The 19,976-nt window shown below is 73.5% G+C and carries 13 protein-coding genes and 1 pseudogene; 10 read left to right on the top strand and 4 right to left on the bottom strand.

The window, feature by feature from the left end; genetic code table 11:
* Positions 1-74: 74 nt before the first annotated feature.
* Positions 75-2,261 carry an AfsR/SARP family transcriptional regulator gene (locus tag ACZ4UV_RS37410; protein WP_467844141.1) on the bottom strand — a complete coding sequence of 729 codons (2,187 nt, stop codon included), beginning with the start codon at positions 2,259-2,261 and terminating at the stop codon, positions 75-77.
* A 517-nt stretch (positions 2,262-2,778) separates the two neighbouring features.
* Here ACZ4UV_RS37410 and ACZ4UV_RS37405 point away from each other — a divergent pair.
* The 4 genes from ACZ4UV_RS37405 to ACZ4UV_RS37390 all read left to right on the top strand — a co-directional run bounded on the left by ACZ4UV_RS37405 (position 2,779) and on the right by ACZ4UV_RS37390 (position 6,089).
* Positions 2,779-4,272 carry an amino acid adenylation domain-containing protein gene (locus ACZ4UV_RS37405; RefSeq protein ID WP_467844138.1) on the top strand — a complete coding sequence of 498 codons (1,494 nt, stop codon included), beginning with the start codon at positions 2,779-2,781 and terminating at the stop codon, positions 4,270-4,272.
* Positions 4,273-4,621: 349 nt separating this feature from the next.
* Positions 4,622-4,825 (top strand): hypothetical protein, encoded by a 204-nt coding sequence (locus ACZ4UV_RS37400; protein ID WP_467844135.1) that lies wholly within the window; start codon positions 4,622-4,624, stop codon positions 4,823-4,825.
* A gap of 142 nt (positions 4,826-4,967) precedes the next feature.
* Positions 4,968-5,228: a response regulator transcription factor gene (locus tag ACZ4UV_RS37395; RefSeq protein WP_467844132.1), complete on the top strand. Its 261-nt coding sequence runs from the start codon at positions 4,968-4,970 to the stop codon at positions 5,226-5,228.
* Positions 5,229-5,534: 306 nt separating this feature from the next.
* Positions 5,535-6,089, top strand: a complete 555-nt coding sequence (locus tag ACZ4UV_RS37390; RefSeq protein ID WP_451016137.1) for a hypothetical protein — start codon at positions 5,535-5,537, stop codon at positions 6,087-6,089.
* 54 nt (positions 6,090-6,143) lie between these two features.
* Here ACZ4UV_RS37390 and ACZ4UV_RS37385 read toward each other — a convergent pair whose 3' ends face one another.
* On the bottom strand, positions 6,144-7,199 hold the full coding sequence (locus tag ACZ4UV_RS37385; RefSeq protein ID WP_351499281.1) for a helix-turn-helix transcriptional regulator: 1,056 nt from the start codon (positions 7,197-7,199) through the stop codon (positions 6,144-6,146).
* An 874-nt stretch (positions 7,200-8,073) separates the two neighbouring features.
* Between ACZ4UV_RS37385 and ACZ4UV_RS37380 the strand changes: the two genes are divergently transcribed.
* Positions 8,074-9,231, top strand: a complete 1,158-nt coding sequence (locus ACZ4UV_RS37380; RefSeq protein WP_467844128.1) for an ROK family transcriptional regulator — start codon at positions 8,074-8,076, stop codon at positions 9,229-9,231.
* Between the two features lie 70 nt (positions 9,232-9,301).
* Here the strand turns inward: ACZ4UV_RS37380 and ACZ4UV_RS37375 are convergent, their stop codons facing one another.
* Positions 9,302-10,063, bottom strand: a complete 762-nt coding sequence (locus ACZ4UV_RS37375; protein WP_390047267.1) for a GntR family transcriptional regulator — start codon at positions 10,061-10,063, stop codon at positions 9,302-9,304.
* Between the two features lie 352 nt (positions 10,064-10,415).
* On the opposite strand from ACZ4UV_RS37375, the gene ACZ4UV_RS37370 reads away from it, so the two are divergent.
* The gene (locus tag ACZ4UV_RS37370; RefSeq protein WP_390047269.1) at positions 10,416-11,246 is read left to right on the top strand and encodes an alpha/beta fold hydrolase; all 831 of its coding nucleotides are present in this window, start codon (positions 10,416-10,418) and stop codon (positions 11,244-11,246) included.
* A 756-nt stretch (positions 11,247-12,002) separates the two neighbouring features.
* Here the strand turns inward: ACZ4UV_RS37370 and ACZ4UV_RS37365 are convergent.
* A pseudogene (locus ACZ4UV_RS37365) lies at positions 12,003-12,359 on the bottom strand (EamA family transporter); the annotation flags it as partial.
* 47 nt (positions 12,360-12,406) lie between these two features.
* On the opposite strand from ACZ4UV_RS37365, the gene pdxR reads away from it, so the two are divergent.
* From pdxR to ACZ4UV_RS37345, 4 genes are all read left to right on the top strand, one after another.
* The gene (gene pdxR, locus ACZ4UV_RS37360) at positions 12,407-13,837 is read left to right on the top strand and encodes a MocR-like pyridoxine biosynthesis transcription factor PdxR (protein WP_451016136.1); all 1,431 of its coding nucleotides are present in this window, start codon (positions 12,407-12,409) and stop codon (positions 13,835-13,837) included.
* Positions 13,838-14,027: 190 nt separating this feature from the next.
* A complete protein-coding gene (locus ACZ4UV_RS37355) occupies positions 14,028-15,608 on the top strand; it encodes an alkaline phosphatase D family protein (RefSeq protein ID WP_467844123.1) in 1,581 nt (526 codons plus the stop codon).
* 151 nt (positions 15,609-15,759) lie between these two features.
* A complete protein-coding gene (locus tag ACZ4UV_RS37350) occupies positions 15,760-17,190 on the top strand; it encodes an SWIM zinc finger family protein (RefSeq protein ID WP_467844120.1) in 1,431 nt (476 codons plus the stop codon).
* Positions 17,190-19,856: a DUF7824 domain-containing protein gene (locus tag ACZ4UV_RS37345; protein ID WP_467844117.1), complete on the top strand. Its 2,667-nt coding sequence runs from the start codon at positions 17,190-17,192 to the stop codon at positions 19,854-19,856. The genes ACZ4UV_RS37350 and ACZ4UV_RS37345 overlap by 1 nt, the downstream gene beginning before the upstream one ends.
* Positions 19,857-19,976 lie beyond the last annotated feature (120 nt).

Raw genomic sequence — 19,976 nt, 5'->3', positions numbered from 1 at the left:
CCGGGTCCGGCGGAGTCCGCGGCGATCACCTCCGTTCCCGGGGCCGTGGCACATCCCTCACCCTCACCGAGGGCTCAGGCGGCGGACCGCCGGGCGGCGGGGCCGCGGCGTCGGGCGCCGTCGGGCCTGGGCCGGTTGCCGGGCGGGGTCGCGCGGCCCTCGGTCGGCCGGGGCCCGGTCCGGGGCGGGAGCTGCGTCTGCGCGGGGGTCGGCCCGGGGCGGGACGTGGCGGACTCCTGGACCGCGAAGCTGCGGACCAGTTCGGGCAGGGCGTAGCCGCCGGGCTGCGGAAGGGACTGCAACAGGCAGGCGTCGACGAGTCCTTCCAGGGCGTCCTCCGCCTCGGCGGCGCTGACGCCCGCCAGCCGGGCGGCGGTCCGTTCGTCGATGCTGCCGGACGGTGCCGCGCGCAGGGCGAGCAGCATGCGTTGCTGGGCGGGGCTCAGTCCGCGGTAGCACTGGCCGATCCCGGTGGCCACACTGCGGTCGGCGAGGGTGAGTTCGCGCAGCCTCAGGTCGTGACGGCGCAGCCGCCGGACGGCCTGGGCGAGGCTCCAGGCGCGGCGGCTGTTGAGCCGGGCGCCCATGATCCGCAGCGCGAGCGGGAGCCGCCCGCAGACGGCCGCCAGGTCGCGGGCCTCGCCGGCGTCGCCGATCCGGTGCGTGCCGATGATGCTGCCGAGAAGGCCGACGGCTTCCTCCTCGGACAGCGGGCCCAGATGGATCGGGACGGCACCGTCGAGATTGCCGATGACGGTACGGCTGGTCACCACGACGAGACAGCCTCCGGTGCCGGGCAGCAGCGGGCGCACGGTCGCGGTGTCCACCACTCCGTCGAGGATCATCAGCACCCGCCGTCCGGCCACGGCCCGCCGCCAGGCGATCAACCGTGCGTCGAGGTCGTCGGGAACGTCCCCAGCGGGCGTGCCCAGGGTGAGCAGCAGATGCCGCAGTGCCTCCGCCAGGGTCGGGGGACCGCTGTGCGGGGTGAGGCCCTGGAGGTCCAGGTGGAGCCGTCCGTCGGGAAAGGCGGCGGACAGGCGGTGGGCGGCGTGCACGGCGAGGGCGGTCTTGCCGACACCGGGCATGCCGGTGAGGGTCACGATGGTGGGGGCCCGGTCGGTGACGGCGGCGCCGAGGGCGAGGAGTGCGTCCAGTTCCCGGCGGCGTCCGGTGAAGTCCTTGAGGTCGTAGGGCAGGCTGCCGTGATCCCGTCCCCGGTCGGCGGCTGTCGCCACGGTCGCCTCTGCGGCTGGTGAGACGTTTCCCGTGGTGCCGTCCACGGTCCACGCGGAGGCGGGGACGGGGGCGGGATCGCAGTCGGGCTCGTCCCCGGACTGGGGCGCGGTTCCGGGTACAGGGCCAGGGCCGGCTTCGGGCTCGGGTCCAGGTCCAGGTCCAGGTCCAGGTCCAGGTCCAGCTACAGGTTCGGGTTCGCGTTCGCGTTCGCGTTCGCGTTCGCGTTCGCGTTCGGGAAGCATGAGGCCCGGATCGTCCCTGAGGATGCGCTCCTGGAGGCGGCTGAGCCCGGTGCCGGGCTCGATGCCCAGCTCCACCAGTTCCGCCCGGCCCTGGGCCATCACCTGCAGAGCATCCGCGCGTCGGCCGATCCGGTAGAGGGCCAGCATGAGCCGCTCCCGCAGCCCCTCGTGCAGAGGGTGGGCGTTGACCAGGGAATACAGGTCGGGCACCAGCGCCCGCGCCTCCCCGTTCAGCAGCCGCAGGTCGACCAGTCGCTCGGTGGCGATGAGGCGTCGTTCGTCGAGGTCCCGGCCGCCCGAGCCGACGACGGCGCCGCTCAGTCCGCTCAGCGCACGGCCGCGCCACAGTTTCAGGGCGCGGGAGAGATGCTCGACGGCCTCCTCGGCGCGGCCCTCGGTGACGGCGGTACCGGCGCGGCCCAGCAGGGTCTCGAAGGTACGGGCGTCGAGCTGGCCCTCGCTCAGCACGAGCCGGTAGCCCGGCGCTTCGGTGAGGATGCGCACCGAGCCGGGCAGCCTGCGGCGCAGGTTCCAGATCATCTTGCGCACCTGGTTGCCCGCCGTGTCCGGCGCTTCCTCGTCCCAGACCGCGCGGATCAGCCGGTTCACGGGAACGACCCTGTCCGCGTAGATCAGCAGCGTCGCGAGGACGTGACGCTGTCTCACGCCGCCCGGGTTGACCCGTCGATCCCCGTCCCACACCTCCAAGGGGCCGAGCACCTTGAACACCGGTCCGTGCGCGGCCTCGTGGTCTGGCTTCGGGAGTTCGTGCTGGGGCATGGGCGTCTCCGGATTCTGGTACGTCCCCGGCGTGCGTTGCCGTGGTGTGTACGGCTGTGCTGGCCCTCCACGATCACCGGGCCCGGACGGCGCGGGCCATGCCGCACCCGCCTCACCGACCTGCACGGCAGCAAGCTAACGGGGGCACGAAAAGCCTCGCTCCGCCACAAATAACGCTTCACGGACAGGGTTTCGGCGTACGGAACCCTCCCCCCTTGCCCCTCCGTCCGGGGTGCGATGACAGGGCGTCAGGATCCACCCCAGGTTCTCTTCCGGTTCCGGCGACTCCCCCGCCCCAGGCTGCCCGCGCGGCCCGCCGCCGACCCCATCACCCCCTTCCCGGCCGATCCCCCAGCTCCCGGCGCCGGCACGCCTCCCCCTTGCCGCCCGTCCACGCCGGGCACCGATCCGGAACGGTCACGGAACGTGTTGACCTGCATCCGTTCAGTGGCTAGCGTCCCGCCGACGGTGCCTGGCGCACCACGAATGGCACACAGCGGAAGGGTGGTTCGGCGTCATGGGCGACCGGGTCGACGTCTGGGTCGAGAAGAGCATCGCCGACCATCCCGAGAGGATCGCCGTCACCGACTCCTCCCGGGATGTCACGTACGGCGAACTGGGAGCGGCTGCCGAAACGGTACGGCGGATGCTGGTGGACGCGGGCGTCCGGCCCGGCGAGCTCGTGGGGATGCGCATGCCTCGCGGATGGCGGGTCTACGCCGCGGTGCTGGGCATCTGGCGGCACGGCTGCGGCTATGTGCCGGTGGACCCCGCCTATCCGCGACCGCGCCAGGACTTCGTACTCGCCGACGCCGGGGCCCGCACGGTGGTCGAGCACGGTCCCGACGAGGGATTCACCTTGAGCACCCCTCCGGCGGCGGACTCGCCGGCATCGCCCGCGCCGGACGGTACCGCCTACGTCATCCACACCTCGGGCTCCACGGGCCGCCCGAAGGGTGTGGTGATGTCCCACAGGAGTCTGGCGGCCTTCCTCCTCGGCTTCGTGTCGTCCCTCGGTCTCGGCGCCGACGAGGTCTGGGCCCAGTCCACGTCCCCCTGTTTCGACGTGAGTCTGGCCGAGTCATGGGCTCCGCTGGTGACCGGCGCCCGGCTGCTGGCGGTGCCGGAGCAGGCGCTGCGGGACCCACGTCGTCTCGCCTCCCTGCTGACCGAGGCGGGCGCGACGGTCCTGAGCCAGGTGCCGACCGTCTTCCGCTATCTGCTCGACGCCGCCGAGCGGACCGGCACCTCCTTCCCCGCACTGCGCCGCGTTCTGCTCGCGGGCGAGCCGGTGGAACTGACGGTGGTCTCCCGCTGGGCCGATCTGGGGCTCTCCCCCGACGCGACCTACCACAATCTGTACGGCCCGACGGAGGGCACGGTGTACGCGACCTGGCAGGAGCTGACCCCGCGCACGCTGGCCCGGCGGGACGCCCCGGGCACCCCGATCGGCAGCGCCCTCCCGCACGTCGACGTCGAACTGAGGGCCGACGGGCGCCCGGTGGCCGACGGGGAGACCGGGGAGATCCTTCTCGCCGGGGGGATCGCGGACGGCTATCTGGGGCGCCCCGAGCTGACCGAGCGGGCGTTCGTCCGCGATGCCGACGGCCGGACCTGGTACCGGACCGGTGATCTCGCCGTCCGGGACGACGACGGCACCCTGCGCTGCCTCGGCCGGGCCGACGGCCAGGTCAAGGTGCGCGGTATGCGGGTCGAGCTGGGAGAGATCGAGAGCCGTCTCCTCGCATGCCCCGGGGTGGCCTCCGGCGCCGTGGTCGTGGTGCCCAGTCCGCGCGGGGAACCCATGCTGGTCGCGTGCTTCGTCCCCCGCGACGAAGCCGACGACACGCTGACGGAGCGGTTGCCCGCCGAGCTGGCGGCGTTCCTGCCGACCCACATGGTGCCCGCCAGGTTCCTGCCGCTGCCCACGCTGCCTCTCACCCTCAGCGGCAAGCTGGACCGCGGCGAGCTGGAGAAGACCGCCGGCGCACGCCGCCCCCGCACCCGGTGACGTCGGGTCCTGACCCGGTCCCGCCCGAGGTCACGCCCGCGAGCAGTGACGCCTCGGGCCGGACGCGCTCGACACCCTCGCCGGTCGCCCATCAACACTGCCGCGACGCCCTGGGTCCACGTCTCCCGGCTCGAATCCTTTCGAACTGCGCCTCTGTGCACAGGCTGTTCACACCCGTTTCTTCCACTTCGCTCTTTTCGCTACCCGTTCGTCTTTGCTGCCGGACAGTTTGGTGAGCACCTTCCCCCATGGTCAGCGAGTCGCGCACTGGAGAACCTTGAAGCAGCGGGGATCACAACCGGAAAACTCCGCACTTATCGCTGCAAATCGCTACAAAACAGGAGCAACCGTGATAGTCAGCCGTCCCGTCATCACAGTGATCGCAGCCGTGCTGCTCGCCCTCGGCGTCATATCCGGCGCGCAGAGCTCAACCGTTCAGTCCGTGGTCGGCGTAGTAGTCGCCGGCGACAGCGGCTGGGGCAGTGTGAAACCCCCCGTCGCGCTGGACCACCTGCCCACGGCGAACCCGACGGACGACAGCGGCTGGGGCTGAGCCGGGCACGTGGGGCGCTCCACGCGCCCGGCAGGACCTTCCGCACGGAGGTTCCCCGCACCACCCGAGAACGGACCAGTCCGCCCTTCCGCCGGGGGCGGACCGGCCCACGTCAGGGTTCTCCTGCGACGAGGAAAACGGAATGGACACACGTCGACCGCCGATGGCTGCCGAAGCTCAGGCCTCACTGAGCGTCCGCGAGCGTGAGGTCCTGCGACATCTCGCCGACGGCCTCACCTACACGTCCATCGCCCGCCGAATGGACCTGAGCCCGCACACCGTGGACACCTATCTGCGCAGGATCCGGGAGAAGTCGGGGGCCCGGAGCCGGGTCGGTCTGCTGCGTCTCGCCATCGCCGTGGCCGAGGACCAGGACAGGGGCCGGGGCCAGGACCCGGACTAGACGACAACCCCTCAGGCGTGGGGCGCAACCGCCCGGTGGGGCCGACGGTCACGGACAGAGACCGGCCGTCGGCCCCACCGGGCGGTCGTGTGACGCCGTCCCCTTCTCCCGTTCAGCCCCCTGTGTGGCGGGAACACGTGACTACATGTTTCGCGGCACGAACGCCACGATGCCTCTCACACCGCCGTCGGACGGCAGCGGGACATCTGGGTCCCGGAGGAAGCGAACGAAGACGAAGCCGACTCGACGGTGCCCACAAGCCCCTCACCAGGGATCGGGCCGACGCGAGATCGGAGAGTCAGAGCTGTGCCTGAGCCCAGACGGCTGGTGAAGCCGCTCGAGTCCTTTGTCCAGGAGTTGGCGCTGTGCGTCGCGACGAACGGGGACAGGGGACCGGCACTGCTGTGGCCCGAGGACTCCGAGACGCTACCGGAGCTGCTGCGCATCGCGCGGCTCGCCTATCACCAGGAGCGCTGGCCGTACGCCTCCGACGCGGCGCCGCCTCGGACCGACGAGGGTCCGCAGGAGCCCGGGGCCCCGGGAGAGGAGGCGGAGCCGCTGCTGCTGGCCTCGGCGCTCGGCGCGCTGCTGGAGCTCCGGGTCCGCCCGTCCTTCCGGTTCATGCACTCCATGTCGGTCGGCGAACAACAGGCGTCGAGCACGGTCGAGTACATCGTGACCGTGCTCGAAGGCGCGTGCCGATGCAGGCTCACCCGCACGGACGGCATTCCGGGGAGCACCGTGGATCTGCGCCTTCGCGCGGGCGGGACACTCTTCGTGCCCCGCGACCACGCCTACGCTCTGCTGGACGTCCACACGCCGACGGTCCTGCTGGAACTCCTCCTGGGCGAGGCGGACTGACGGGCTGACGGGCCATCAAGCCGCCCCTGTCGTCGGCCTGTTCGCGGGACCGGACTACTCGTCCTGCGGGACGTCGGCGCTCTCGTCGTCCGGGTCGTCGCCCAGCAGCCCCCTGGTGGCTACCGCGAAACCGGCCTGGAAGCGGCTCTCCGCCCCGAGGGTCTGCATGATGTCCGCGATGTGTTTCCGTGTGGTGCGCAGCGACATGCCGAGGCGCCGGGCGATCGTCTCGTCCTTCCGCCCGGTTGCGAGAAGCCTCAGGATGGTGCGGTCAAGGTCCTTGGCAACGGCTTCCAGTCCATCGGTGGCCGCGTCGGAGAACGGCTGGGCCTCCGTCCACGCATGCTCGAACAGCTCGCACAGGAAGTGCACGACCGACGGTTCACGGATGACGACCGCGCCCCACGTCCCCTTGTGGTCGGGCAGGAAGGCCAGTTCACGGTCGAACACGATCATCCGGCCGAAGAGCTGGTGGGCGGTGCGGTACTCGGCTCCGAGGGCGGTGGCCATGGCGACGTACGCCTGGCTGGGGCTGTTGAACCGCGCGGTGTGGTGGTAGAGGGTCCGGATCCGCACCCCGCGGGCGAGCATCTCGCCGTCCCTGGCCAGCGCGTCCTTGAGCACTTCGGGTGCCCGCGTGCCGCCCGGCTGGACGGTGATCATCTCCTCGCGGCACAGCTCGGCCGCCCGGTCCAGGGCGACCCGTACCTCGGTCAGAGCAGGGATGGTGTCGAGGGGCGCGGGGGTGGCACGCTGCGCCTCCTCGTAGTGCGAGGAGAGCTGGGCGAACTGGTCGCGGAAGGCGCGCAGCGAGATCTGCTGCTCGCGTATGGCCCTCTCCAGCGGGGCGGTGGCCACGGCGGCGGCCAGATGCGGGTCGACCGCCCGCATCACCTGGTCGTCCTCCGCGTGCCGCTGGAGCAGGCCCACTTGGAGGAGAGCGTCGACGGCGCGCGTCACCGTGGCTTCGTCGAGCGCGAGTTCCGCGGCCATCCGGGAGAGGTCGAACTGCCGGCGCAGGGCGAGCCACCGGTAGACGGCCACCTCCTCGGCACCGAGTCGGTCGCCCACACCGAAAGGCTGGCTCTTGGCCTCCTGCCTCAAAGTCATCCCCTCTCCGTGACAAGTAACGCGGGAACGCAGGACACGCCGCCGAACGTCCCCCGGGCCGGTACGTGGCGCGGCGATGACGTGGTGAAGGGGAGATGACTCGGGCAGCCCTCGGGGAATCGATTCGCCCGGGCCCGACCGGCGCGTTCCGGTACCGCGTGACCTCCGCGGCCTCTGCCTGAGCAGGAGGCATCTCGCGCCGAGCCGAACCGGCCGGCGACGGTCGTGGGTGGCAAGGCGTCTCCTCCGCCGGGGTCGAGAAGGTGTCGTGTGTTCATCGCATCCGTTCCCCAGGTCGGCCCGCATGCACCAGACGGGCCGATAATCCGACGAGTGTTCACCGCGACGTCGGCGAGGACCGTCAGGCCCGGCACCGCACAATACGGCCAGCCGCATTGGAGACATATGGGACGCTCCCCCAACGCAGCCCGGCCGGCCTCACAAGTCGCCAAACCCACCCCCGGACGACACACCGCCACCGGTCCTCACCGGCGGTCCTCGTGCCGCAACCAGTCCCTCGCTGGGCAGAGACAACCATAGCGTCCTGGTAGGCAAGGTGACATGACAATCGGAGCCGCTCGGCGCGCCGCGGCACGTGCGCGCCACCGCGCCCCGCCCTGCCGGGTCGACGACCGACCGAAGTCAGCCGATCCGGGCGAGGCGGACGTGGCGCGTCGGGGGATTCCACGAGCCGTGCACGCGGTGCGTCCGGAGCTGGGCCGGCCGGTCACCGGTCGGTCCGGCCGCGACCGGTCGCGGTCACGCCCCGCTGATCGCGGATCTCCGGCAGATCGAAGGCATCCGGCACTCGCCTGGGTCGCCGGCGCCGAAGTACGATCCGGCCAACGTGCGGGGCAAGCTGGGAGGACGGACCTTGGCGGGATTGACCGGCGGTGATCCGTCTCTGCTGCGAAGGATCAATTCCGCGGTGGTGCTGCACGCGCTGCGGGCCACGGACTGTGCGACGCTCACCGAGATCACCCGGGTCACCGGGCTGTCCCGGCCGACCGTCGAGGGCGTCGTGGAGGGGCTCATCGAAGCCGGACTGGTCGTCGAGACAGCCGCCGAGGAGGGCGCCACCCGGCGGCAGGGGCGGCCGGCGCGGCGGTTCCGGTTCCGGGCCGAGGCCGGGCACCTGCTGGGACTGGAGATCGGCCCGCACCGCGTCGCCGCGCTCCTGGCCGACCTCGACGGCCGGGTGCTGGGGGCACAGGCCAAGGATGTCGACGAGACCGCCGACGCGGACGAGCGGCTGGAGCGGCTGCGCACCGCCGTGGCCGAGCTGCTGCGCCGGGCCGGGGTGGCGCGCAGTTCGCTGCGGGCCGTCGGGGTCGGCACCCCCGGCATAGTCGAGGCGGACGGCCGGGTGCGGCTGGGCACCGCGCTGCCCGAGTGGACGGGGCTGCGCCTCGGCGAGCGGCTGAGCCGGTCCTTCAAGTGCCCGGTCCTGGTGGAGAACGACGCCAACGCAGCGGCGGTGGCCGAGCACTGGAAGGGCGCCGCCACCGAGTCCGACGACGTGGTGATGGTGCTGGCCGGGCTGAGTCCGGGCGCCGGATCGCTGATCGGCGGGCGGCTGCACCGGGGGTACGGCGGGGCGGCCGGGGAGATCGGCGCGCTGCATCTGCTGGGCCGGGAGGTGACCCCGGAGACACTGCTGTCCACCACCGACGAGCCGCTGCATCCGCTGGACGAACCGGCGGTCGCCGAGGTGTTCGCGCTGGCCCGCAAGGGGGATGCGCGGGCGCGGGCGGCCGTCGACCGGTTCATACAGCGGCTGGTCCACGACGTGGCCGCACTGGTGCTGGCACTGGACCCGGAGCTGGTGGTGATCGGCGGCTGGGCGGCCGGCCTGGACGGCGTCCTGGAGCCGCTGCGCCGGGAGCTCGCGCGTTACTGTCTGCGGCCGCCCCGGGTGGCGCTCTCCCTGCTCGGTGAGGCGGCGGTGGCGACGGGCGCGCTGCGGCTCGCCCTCGACCATGTGGAGGAGCAGTTGTTCGCGGTGGACGGGACGGTCACCGCGCGCCACTGAGCGCAGGCGCCGGGAAACGCGTCGCGCCCCGGCGGAGAACCGGGGCGCGACCTGGGGTCAGGGGCGGTGGCTAGGAGGCCTGCCGCTCGGGGCCGTGGTGGATCTCCACGCCGCCGGTGTCGCCGAAGGTCAGCCGGCAGGTGTCCGCGCGGTAGGTGGCGACGGAGAGCGCGGCGGCGCGGCCGGCGGCGAGGAACCGGGTGGTGACGACCAGCACCGGGGCGCCGGGGAGCCGGTCGAGTTCCTTGGCGTCGTCCGCGCGGGCCGAGCCGAGCTCCACGGCGCGGTCCTGGCCCTCCAGCTCCAGGCGCTGCAGCTCCCGCAGCACCGCACGCGCGCGGGGCGCTCCGGACGGCGCGTCGATCGCCGTCAGCTCCGGGACCGAGGCCGCCGGGATGTAGATCAGCTCGGCGGCGACGGGCTGGCCGTGCGTGACGCGGGAGCGGCGCACGATATGCACGGGCTCCTCCGCGCCGGTCTCCAGGGCGGTCGCGACGGCGGCGGGCGGCACCGCGAGGGTGCAGTCGGCGGGCTGCCAGGCGTCCCCGGGGGCGCCCGGCCAGGCGTGCTGGTCGGTGCCGACCGCCACGCCCATGCGCGGGGGCGCGACCGTCGTACCGACACCGCGGCGGCGCTGCAGCCGGCCCTCCAGCTCGAGCTGTTCGAGGGCCTGACGGAGGGTGGCTCGGGCCACGCCGAAGCGGGCGGCGAGGTCGCGCTCGTTGGGCAGGATCTCACCGACCGAGAACTCCGAGTCCAGTGCCTCACTGAGCACGGTCTTGAGATGCCAGTACTTCGGCTCCGGCACCGATTCCAGCTGCGTGGTCCCCACCCTGTCCTCCGCAATCGCCGTGGTCCGGCGGCGTTTTAGCGCCCTTGTTTATTAAAGGTTGTTTTACTTATCTGCGACCATAGGACGGCGCAGACCCTTGGTCAAGACCAATCCTCGATCCCTTGGCCAACGCATAGAAAGCGGTGCCACAGAGCGTTCACGGGGCGTTCGCGCGGGTGCGTTTTCGTGACGTGGCGGCAAAGCTCCCGTCGCAGGACCGTACCCCCGGCCCAGAATGATCCGGAGACCGGCGGCCGGGGCGCGACACGCCCCACCGGGGACTACCCGCGAGTAGCAATTGCTGACAAGCTGTCTACGGCGTCCGCCGAAGTCGCCAGACGAGGAGCCCCCCATGTCCGCCACCGTCTCGTTCAAAGCCCCGGCCGCGCACGGCCGGCAGGATGTGACCGTCTCGTACGCGCGCGTGGGCCGCGGCGAACCGCTGGTCCTCATCCACGGCATAGGGCATCACCGGCAGGCCTGGGACCCCGTGGTGGACATCCTCGCGACCGAGCGGGACGTGATCGCCGTGGACCTGCCCGGCTTCGGCGCCTCCCCGGCCCTGCCCGACGGTCTCGCCTACGACCTGCCGACCACCAACGCCCTGCTCGGCGCCCTGTTCGAGGCCCTGGAGCTGGACCGGCCGCACGTGGCGGGCAACTCGCTCGGCGGGCTGCTGGCGCTGGAGCTGGGCCGCGAGAAGCTCGTACGCTCCGTCACCGCCCTCTCCCCCGCCGGGTTCTGGTCACAGGCCGAACGTCGCTACGCCTTCGGTGTGCTCATCGCCATGCGGCGGATCGCGGAGCGGCTGCCGCTCCCGATGATCGAGCGGCTGTCCCGGTCGGCCGCCGGACGGACCGCCCTGACGAGCACCATCTACGCCCGCCCGGCGCGCCGTTCACCCGAGGCCGTGGTCGCCGAGACGCTCGCTCTCGCGCAGGCCAGCGGATTCGCCGAGACCCTGCGGGCGGGTTCCGCCGTCCAGTTCACCGACGACGTCCCCGGCATCCCGGTCACCGTGGGCTGGGGCACCCGGGACATGCTGCTGGTACGCCGCCAGGGGGTGCGGGCCAAGCAGATCATCCCCAAGGCCCGGCTGGTCCGGCTGCCCGGCTGCGGACACTGCCCGATGAACGACGACCCTGCGCTGGTCGCCCGCGTCATCCTCGACGGCAGCCGCTGACGGACGGCCGGGCGCCGACGCCGTGTCCGCAGCGGCCGGCCGGTGCCTGTCGGCCGGCGACACGGTGCGGTGCGGGGCCCGGTCGACCGGTGGCCGGCGGCGGCCGACACGAGTCAGAGCCCTGGCCACCGGCGACCGGTCCCCGGCACGGCAGTCCGGAACACGTCCGGCCGCCGGCCGGACGCCGACGCCGGAGCGCCCCCTGCCGTGCTGAGGGGTGGCCGTCGGCGACCGGTGGCCGAGCCGTGGCAGGGCGCCGGAGCCCAGGGCGACCCCGGCTCCCACCAAGGCCCCGCCGACGGCCTGGGCGGGTCCGTAGGAGCCCGTCCCGACGAGCGGGGCGGTGCAGACGGCGGTCAGCGGGACGAGGCCGGTGAACAGCGTCGCGCGCTCCGTGCCGATCCGCTGTACGCCCATGTACCAGCACACGAACCCGATGACGGTGACGACGGCCGCCTGCCACAGCAGCGCGGCCGTCTCCGCGGCACCGGGCCGGCGCAGCCACGCCCCGCCGTCGAGCACGGCCCCGGTCCCGGCCGCCTCGACCGCGGCGAGGGCGCACACGGCGGCGGTCAGCAGCCGGGGACCGAGCGCGCGCAGCACCGGTCCCGCGAGCACCGCGAACCCGACCTCACCGGCCAGGGCGCACACCGAGAAGGCGAGACCGCTCGCGTCCGTCCGCCCCCAGCCCTGGACCGCGAAGGCGCCGACCGCTACCAGCAACGCCCCGCGGAGTACCTGCCGTTGAGGCCGACGGCGGTCCAGGAGCGAGACCAGGACCGCGACCGCCACCGGGGCGCAGCCGACGAAGACGCCCGGCACCGCCGGTTCCGCGGTGCGCTCGGCCGCGAGGACGGCCAGGTTGAAGCCGACCATCCCGACGGCGGCGAGCAGGGCCAGCCGCAGCCACGCGCGCGCCCCGAGTCCGCGCAGCCGCTCGGCCGCGCCCGGCCCGACGAACGGCACGAGCAGCAGGCAGGCCAGTCCGTAGCGGAGGAACTGGCCGCCCGCGTAGGGGTAGTGGCCCAGCACGCTGTTGGCCGTGAAGGAGGCGCCGACGAGCACGTAGGCGAGCGTGGTCAGCAGGGAGCCGCGCGTGGTGGTCGCGTTCATGAGGACGACGCTAGGAACCCGGGCGGTCCGGATTAAGGTCCACTTCCATGACGTCATCGGGGACCAATCCGGGCGACCTGCCGGGCTCCGCCGCGTGGGAGCTGCTGCTGCCGGCCGCCACGGCACCGGCACGCGCGCGTGGGCGTTTCCTCCAGGCCGCGCTGCGGGAGGCGATCCGGGCAGGGCGGCTCGCGCCCGGCACCCGGCTGCCGTCCAGCCGGGAGCTGGCCAAGGACCTCGGGGTGTCGCGGGGGCTGGTCACGGAGGCGTACGAGCAGCTGGCGGCGGAGGGCTACCTGCGCAGCGGCCGGGGGGCGGGGACCTGGGTGAGCGGTGCCGTGCGGGCGGCGGCGCCACGCGCGCGTGACCTCGCGCCGGGCCCGCACGGCGTACGGGTGGACTTCGTGCCGGGGTCGCCGGACCTGTCACTGTTCCCGCGGGCCGCCTGGGGCGCCGCCCAGCGCGAGGTGCTGGCGGAGCTGCCGCACCGCGACCTCGGCTACCCGGACCCACGCGGACTGCCCCGGCTGCGCTCGGCTCTCGCCGAACTGCTGGCCCGGCGCCGGGGGGTGGTCGCCGACCCGGAGCGGATCGTGGTCGTCTCCGGAGTGGCGCAGGCGGCGGCGCTGCTCGGTTCCGTGCTGCACGCGCGCGGGGTGCGCGAGATCGGCGTGGAGGATCCCGGCAGCCCGCAGCACGACGCCCTGTACGCGGCGGCCGGACTGCGCACGGTACCGCTGCCCCTGGACACCGAGGGCCTGGCGCCGGGTCCGCTGCACGCGTCCGGCGTCCGCGCGGCGGTGACGACACCCGCCCACCAGTACCCGACCGGGATCGCCTGCTCCCCCGGGCGCCGTGCCCGGCTGCTGGACTGGGCCCGCTCGGTGGACGGGCTGCTCCTGGAGGACGACTACGACGGCGACTTCCGCTACGACCGGGCCCCGGTCGGCGCCCTCCAGGGCCTCGACCCGGAACGCGTGGCGTACACCGGGTCGGTCAGCAAGTCCCTCGCCCCGGGACTGCGGCTGGGCTGGCTGCTGGTGCCGGAGTTCCTGGCGGACGCCGTCGTCGAGCGCAAGCGGACCACGGACCTGGGTCATCCCTCCGTCGACCAGGCGGTGTTCGCCCGGTTCCTGGAGCGCGGCGACTACGACCGGCAGCTGCGCCGCTGCCAGCGCGCCTACCGGGAGCGGCGGAACGTCCTGGTCGCCGCCCTGGCCGAGCACTTCCCGCACGCGCGCGTGTCGGGGATCGCGGCAGGGCTGCACGCCATCGCCGAACTCCCCGACCGGTACGGGCCGGAGAGCCGTTTCGTGCGGCGGGCGGCGGCGGCCGGGGTCGCGGTGCGTCCGCTGAGCGCGTGCACGCACGCGCCGGGCGACGAGTCCGGCGTACGGCTGGTGCTGGGGTACGCGCATCTGCCGGCGGCCCGGATCCGGGAGGGCGTGCGGGTGATGGCGGAGGCAGTGGACGGGTGACGGCGACGCGGCCTGCCCCGGAACGACGACGTGACGGCCGGGCCTGAAGGGCCACGACCCGGCCGCCCTCCGGAGGGACAGCGCTTGCGGGGGCGGGTCAGTTGTTCACTCGCGGTTTGCGTGTGCGCTGCGGCGCCCCAGTAGTTGTGGCTGTGCACAACTGGCCGGATCCCGTTCTGGAGGCCCTTCCATGTCCCTTTCGCTCCCTGGCCGCCGCAGTGTGCTGCGCGGCTCGCTCGCCGCGTCGGCGGCCCTGACCCTGCCCACGGCGCTCGGTTCCGCGCCGGCGTTCGCACTGTCCGGGCGCCCCCGGGCGGACTGGGGCGTGCAGGCGGGCGACGTGACCGCCGACTCCGGCCTGGTCTGGGTCCGTTCGGACCGGCCGGCCCGGATGATCGTGGAGACCTCGGCCACCGAGTCGTTCCGGGGCGCCCGCAGGTGGCGCGGCCCGATGCTCGGCGCCGACAGCGACTTCACCGGCACCACGCGGCTGCACGGGCTGCCGTCCGGCGAGCAGATCCACTACCGCGTGCTGCTCGCCGACCCGGACGACCCGCGCCGCACGGGCGAGCCGGTCACCGGCACCTTCCGCACCGCGTCCGCGCGCCGCCGCCAGGACGTGAGGTTCGTCTGGTCCGGCGACCTGGCCGGGCAGGGCTGGGGCATCAACGAGTCCATCGGCGGCTACCGCATCTTCGACGCGATGGCGAAGCTGGACCCGGACTTCTTCCTGTGCAGCGGTGACAACATCTACGCCGACGGCGTCATCTCGACGACCCAGGCGCTGCCCGACGGCAGCCTGTACCGCAACGTCACCTCCGAGGCGAAGTCGCACGTCGCGGTCACGCTGGACGACTTCCGCGGCAACTTCCGCTACAACCTGCTGGACGAGGCGCTGCGCCGGTTCAACGCCCAGGTGCCGAACGTCATCCAGTGGGACGACCACGAGGTCCGCAACAACTGGTACCCGGGCGAGGTCATCGGCACCGGCACCGCCTATCCCGCCGGTACGAAGCTGGACGACATGGCGCTGCGGTCCCGGCAGGCGTTCTCCGAGTACTTCCCCATCTCGACGATCAGCGGCCGCCCGGACGGCCGGATCTACCGCGTCCACCACCACGGCCCGCTCCTCGACGTGTTCGTCCTCGACATGCGGACCTACCGCAACGCCAACTCGCCCGACGACCAGACGACCGACCCGCAGGGCATCCTCGGCGCCGAGCAGCTGACGTGGCTGAAGCGCGAGCTGTCGCGGTCGCGTGCGGTGTGGAAGGTGATCGCCGCGGACATGCCGCTCGGTCTTGTCGTGCCCGACCCGGTCGAGGGCAAGGCGAACTTCGAGGCCGTCGCCCAGGGCGACCCGGGCGCGCCGCTCGGCCGCGAGCTGCAGATCGCGGAGCTGCTGCGGTACATCAAGCACCGGAAGATCACCGGCACGGTGTGGCTGACGGCCGACGTCCACCACACCTCGGCCCAGCACTACGACCCGTCCCGGGCCGCGTTCAAGGACTTCGCGCCGTTCTGGGAGTTCGTCTCCGGCCCGCTGAACGCCGGTGCCTTCCCGGCCAACGCGCTGGACGGCACGTTCGGCCCCGACCGGGTGTTCGTCAAGGCGCCGACCGCCTCGAACGTGTCACCCGCCGAGGGCTACCAGTTCTTCGGCGAGGTCGACATCGACGGTGCCAGCGGCGAGCTGACGGTGCGGCTGCGCGAGTACGACGGCACCGTGCTGTTCACGCAGACCCTGCAGCCGGGCCGGGTCGGCCAGTAACTCCCGTACGCTTTCACAGGGCCGCGCACCGGCGTCATCCCCCGGCGCGCGGCCCTGCCGCATTCTCCGAACTCGCCCGCCCACGGCGCGTCTTCGTGTTGTTCTCGCAGGTCGGAGCCGATTGTCAGTGGTCGCCTCTACGGTTTTTCCCATGACGCGATCTTCACAGGCCGTGGCCTATCGTCAACTCTCCGTGCTGCGCTCCGGCGCCGACGGCCGCCATCTCGGGCTCGAGACCTCCCGGGGTGCGACACCCACCGGGGTCGAGGACCATCCGCGGTTCTTCGCGGGCTTCCTGACCTCCCCTCAGGTGGCCGCGGCCGGGCTGCTCGCGGTGGCGGACGTGGCGGCGGCGCGGTACTACCAGCCGCAGCTGCGCGCCTCGCTGGACCCGGTGGTGACGGGCAACGGCGACCGGCTGCGCTTCGAGTCCTTCTCCGGCTGCGGCGGCGTGTACGCCCGGCTGGACGTCCTCGGCCCGGGACTGGACGGCGGCGAGGTGGGCCAGGGCACGACGAACGTCGACGTCAACAACCCGCTGCGGGAAGCGCTCTCCCGGCTCGGCTCGGACGACCCGCTGCATCTGCGGGTCGGCCCGGAGGAGATGGCGGTCACCACGCTGGACGGGCCGGTGGTGGAGAAGAAGGTCCCGCTGCCGGACCGCTGGCTGCGCGGCTTCGCGGAGGCGCAGGTCATAGCCGCCGGGTTCGATCTGCGGGCCGAGCTGCCGGCGGACGAGGCGGTACGGTTCCTGCGCTCGCTCCCCCGCGGCGGCACCGCCCGCCGGGGTCCGGCGGGTCCCGGCTGGGTGGTGCCGGTGGGCCGGGGGCTGCGGCCGACGACCCGGCCGGTGCCGGGTGCGGTGTGCCTGCCGGGACCGGAGCGGCTGGCCGCGCTGCAGCGGGTGCTGCGCCATGCGACGGCCCTGCGCGTCTACGGCCCGCAGGGCGCCCTCGCCGCCCCCGGTACGGCCGCCGCCTGGGAGGTCGTGCTCCAGGGCATGCGGCTCACGCTGACGCTGTCGCCGGACCCGGCCCGGGGGTTCTCCGGTGAGGGCGGCGTGCTGGACGCCCTTGCCACCGACGAGGCCGCCGAGGACGCGGAGCTGATCGCGGTCCTGCTGGCCTGGGAGCCCCGCGTCGACATCGCCGACCTGGCCGCTTCCTCCGGGCTCACCCCGGAGCGGGTCCGCGCGGCCCTGGTCCGGCTCGGCACCTCGGGACGCGTCGGCTACGACACGGCGGAGGCCGCCTACTTCCACCGCGAACTGCCGTACGACGCGGGGCGCGTGGAGCGGCACAACCCCCGGCTGCGGTCGGCCCGGGCGCTGCTGGCCGCGGGCGCGGTGGCGCTGGAGGGCGAGTTGGGCACGGTGACCGCCGAGGACGGTCATGTGCACCGGGTGCGGGATACGGCGGGGGTGCTGAGCTGCAGTTGTCTGTGGTGGGCGAAGTACCGCGGCGGACGCGGGCCGTGCAAGCACGCGCTGGCGGTACGGATGGCGCGGCGGGGGGCCGCGGTGGCGCAGGACGAGAAGCAGAACGTGGCTCAGGACATGACGGCGATCGGCGGGGGTGCGTGATGAGCGCGGTGCTGGAGGCGGTACGGGCGGGGCGCGTCGGGGAGACGGCCCTCCTCGTGGGAAAGCTGGCGGATGCCGAACGACGCGCGCTGCTGCCCGGGTTGCAGGCCCTGCGCAAGGAGCTGCGGGCCGCGCCCTGGGAGAGCCGGTCCGAGCGCACGTATCCGGCGCTCCAGGTGGCCGGGGCCATGTGCCACTCGGGGGCCGCCGCGGCCGCGACCTGGATCGCGGGGGCCGACATGCGCTGGCGCCAGGCACCGGCGGACGCGCTGCTGAAGGCGCTGGCGGACCGGGACACCGGCTGGCAGGCCGACGTGGCCCGGCGGCTGGCCGCGCGGCCGGTCTCCGCGGACGTGCCGTTCCTGCTGATGGCCGGGCTGGTGCGCCGCTCGGGGTGCGAGGTCCCGGTGACGGACGCCTATGTGGTCGGCTGGGTCCGGTACATCGGCCACAGCTGGGGGCGCGTGCCCCTCGTCGACCGGCTGCGCGCCGAACCCGACCTCGCGCCGCTGGTGAACGGCCTGTTCGAGCTCTCCGATCTCGGCGAGGTCCGCTGGCTGTTCGGTGAGGGTCCCGGTTCCTGGCAGAGCGCCCTCGCGGAGCTGACCGGCACGGGCGTGCTGGAGCGCAAGGCGGTGGTCGACGCCTGTGTGGCCCGGCTGCTGCGCGGCGGCGGCCCGACCGACCACCGGGTCTTCCTGCCGCTGCTGGGCAAGCTCGCCCTCACCCGGGAGGAGGAGCGCGAGCGGGTCGCCGACTGGACGGCGCTGGCCCGGGACGCCGCCTCCCCGGTCGCCGCCCACGCCCAGTCGGTCCTCGCCGCCCTGGCGCTGGACGGCGACCTCACCCCGCGTCGGCTGGCCGAGGCCTCCGAAGGCCTGCTGTTCCGCGCCGAGAAGAAGCTGGTGCGCGCCCAGCTGGTGCTGCTCGGCAAGGTGCTGGCTCGCGACCCGTCCGCGGCCGCGGAGCTGCTGCCGACGGTGGCCCAGGCGTTCGGTCACGAGGACACCCAGGTGCAGGAGCGGGCGCTGAAGCTGGTGGAGCGGCATGCGAAGCGGCTCGACGGCGAGCCCGCGGTCCGGTCCGGGATCGCCGTCGCGGCCGAGCGGCTGAGCCCGGCTCTGCGCGTCCGGGCGGCCGATGCGCTCGGTATCGCGGCGACGCCGGTGCCCGAGGCGTACGAGGAGGTGCTGCCGCCGGCCCCGGAGCCGCTCCGGCTCGCGCCGGCCCCGGACTCGGCGGTGGAACTCGCCGAGGAGATCGGCGCCCTGCTGGCGTCCGAGGGGGACGTGGCCGCGTTCGAGCGGGCGCTGGACGGTCTGGCACGCCACGCCCACCGTGATCAGGACGCGTTGCGGGAGGCGCTCGAACCGGTCGCGGCCACCCGCTGGTGGAAACAGTCCGAGTCGAGTCGCGGGTGGCACACCGAGGAGTACTTCGGCAACGCCCGCTACGGTCTCCTCGCCGCCCGGGACGGCCTCGAACTGCTTCTGGCCTCGCTGTACGGCGCTGTGAGCTCCGACGTCCTGCTGGCCGCCCTCCGTCGTGGTCCGGTCGGCCACGAGTGCGCCCACACCGGGTTCTCCCGGGTGCTCGACCTGCGCCTGCGCGAACTCGCCCACCGGATACGGACGGATCCGCAGCCGCTGCTGCTGGCCACGCCGACCTGGAGCACCGGGCTGCTCGAACCGGGCGAACTGGTCGACCGGCTCGACGCCTACCGCCGTCTGGGTGCCCGGGTCGGTGCCGCCGACTTCGCGCAGGCCCTGTTCCGGGTGCGCCGCGAGGACCGTGCGGCCGCCCTGGCGGCGGCCGAGCGCGCCGTCGCGCTCGGCACACCGGAAGGCGAGCGGCTCGCGCGGCTGCTGTCGGCCGAGGAGGTCGCCGTGCCGCCGTCCCGCCGCCGGACCTCGGGGCCGCGGATCCTGGTCGAGTCGGGTGAAGTCCCGGAATTCCAGGCGGACTTCCCCGAGGAGTTCCGGCGGCTCGGCCGGCCGGTCACCGCCTTCGGCGAGAGCCGGTACTGCTACCACTGGGGCCAGGAGAACCATCCGCACTGGCTGGCCGCGCTCCCGGAGCGGCGTGAGCTGGTGGCCGTACGGCTGGTGCACGACCTGTCCTGGACCGCCGTGGGCGACCAGCGGGGCGCGACCGCGGCCCTCCCGCTGCTCGCCGAGTCCGGCGGCCCGGCGGGCGAGAGCACGCACCTGTGCGTGGCGTACGGGCTGGGCGCCCGGCATCCGGAGGACCGACTGGCCGCGGTGGACGCGCTGCTGGTGCTCGCCGCACGCGGGCAGCTCGACACGGAGCGGCTCGGTGCCGACCTCGGCCAGCTGGTCCGGCGCGGTGCGGTGAAGCCGCTGCGGCTGGCCGAATCGGCCCGGACGGCGGCGGCCACGGGGGCGAACGCGACAATATGGGAGATGCTCCGGCACACCCTGCCCGTGCTCCTCGCCGACCTCGCGACCAGGGGGACCGCCGGCGCCCCGGTCGCGGCCCGTGGGCTCGGGGAGCTGCTCTCGGTCGCAGCCGACTGCGCCGAGCGGTCCGGGTCCCGGGGCGAGCTGCCCCATCTCTCCGGGGCGGCGGCCCGTCGCGGCTCGTCCAGGCTGGTGGTCCAGGCCCGTCGGCTGCGGGACGCCCTGGCCGTGACGGCGGCAGCCTGACAGGGGAAGGAATCGGTCATTTCGCGGACCCCGGCAAGCGTAAAAACCATCACAAAAAGAACGTAAGCATGCTTTACCCATCGGTCACAGAGCGTTCGTGATCACGCAACACCGTTGCTT

It is taken from the genome of Streptomyces sp. NPDC028289, assembly GCF_055565975.1.
This window is presented reverse-complemented; position numbering and strand designations above follow the sequence as displayed.

What these genes read in the sequence shown, in the direction of transcription:
- ACZ4UV_RS37370 (WP_390047269.1), top strand. Translation starts at nt 10,416, where the DNA reads ATGTCCGCCACCGTCTCGTTCAAAGCCCCGGCCGCGCACGGCCGGCAG.
- ACZ4UV_RS37395 (WP_467844132.1), top strand. Translation starts at nt 4,968, where the DNA reads ATGGACACACGTCGACCGCCGATGGCTGCCGAAGCTCAGGCCTCACTG.
- ACZ4UV_RS37350 (WP_467844120.1), top strand. Translation starts at nt 15,760, where the DNA reads ATGACGCGATCTTCACAGGCCGTGGCCTATCGTCAACTCTCCGTGCTG.
- ACZ4UV_RS37345 (WP_467844117.1), top strand. Translation starts at nt 17,190, where the DNA reads ATGAGCGCGGTGCTGGAGGCGGTACGGGCGGGGCGCGTCGGGGAGACG.
- ACZ4UV_RS37405 (WP_467844138.1), top strand. Translation starts at nt 2,779, where the DNA reads ATGGGCGACCGGGTCGACGTCTGGGTCGAGAAGAGCATCGCCGACCAT.
- pdxR (WP_451016136.1), top strand. Translation starts at nt 12,407, where the DNA reads ATGACGTCATCGGGGACCAATCCGGGCGACCTGCCGGGCTCCGCCGCG.
- ACZ4UV_RS37355 (WP_467844123.1), top strand. Translation starts at nt 14,028, where the DNA reads ATGTCCCTTTCGCTCCCTGGCCGCCGCAGTGTGCTGCGCGGCTCGCTC.
- ACZ4UV_RS37410 (WP_467844141.1), bottom strand. Translation starts at nt 2,261, where the DNA reads ATGCCCCAGCACGAACTCCCGAAGCCAGACCACGAGGCCGCGCACGGA.
- ACZ4UV_RS37385 (WP_351499281.1), bottom strand. Translation starts at nt 7,199, where the DNA reads ATGACTTTGAGGCAGGAGGCCAAGAGCCAGCCTTTCGGTGTGGGCGAC.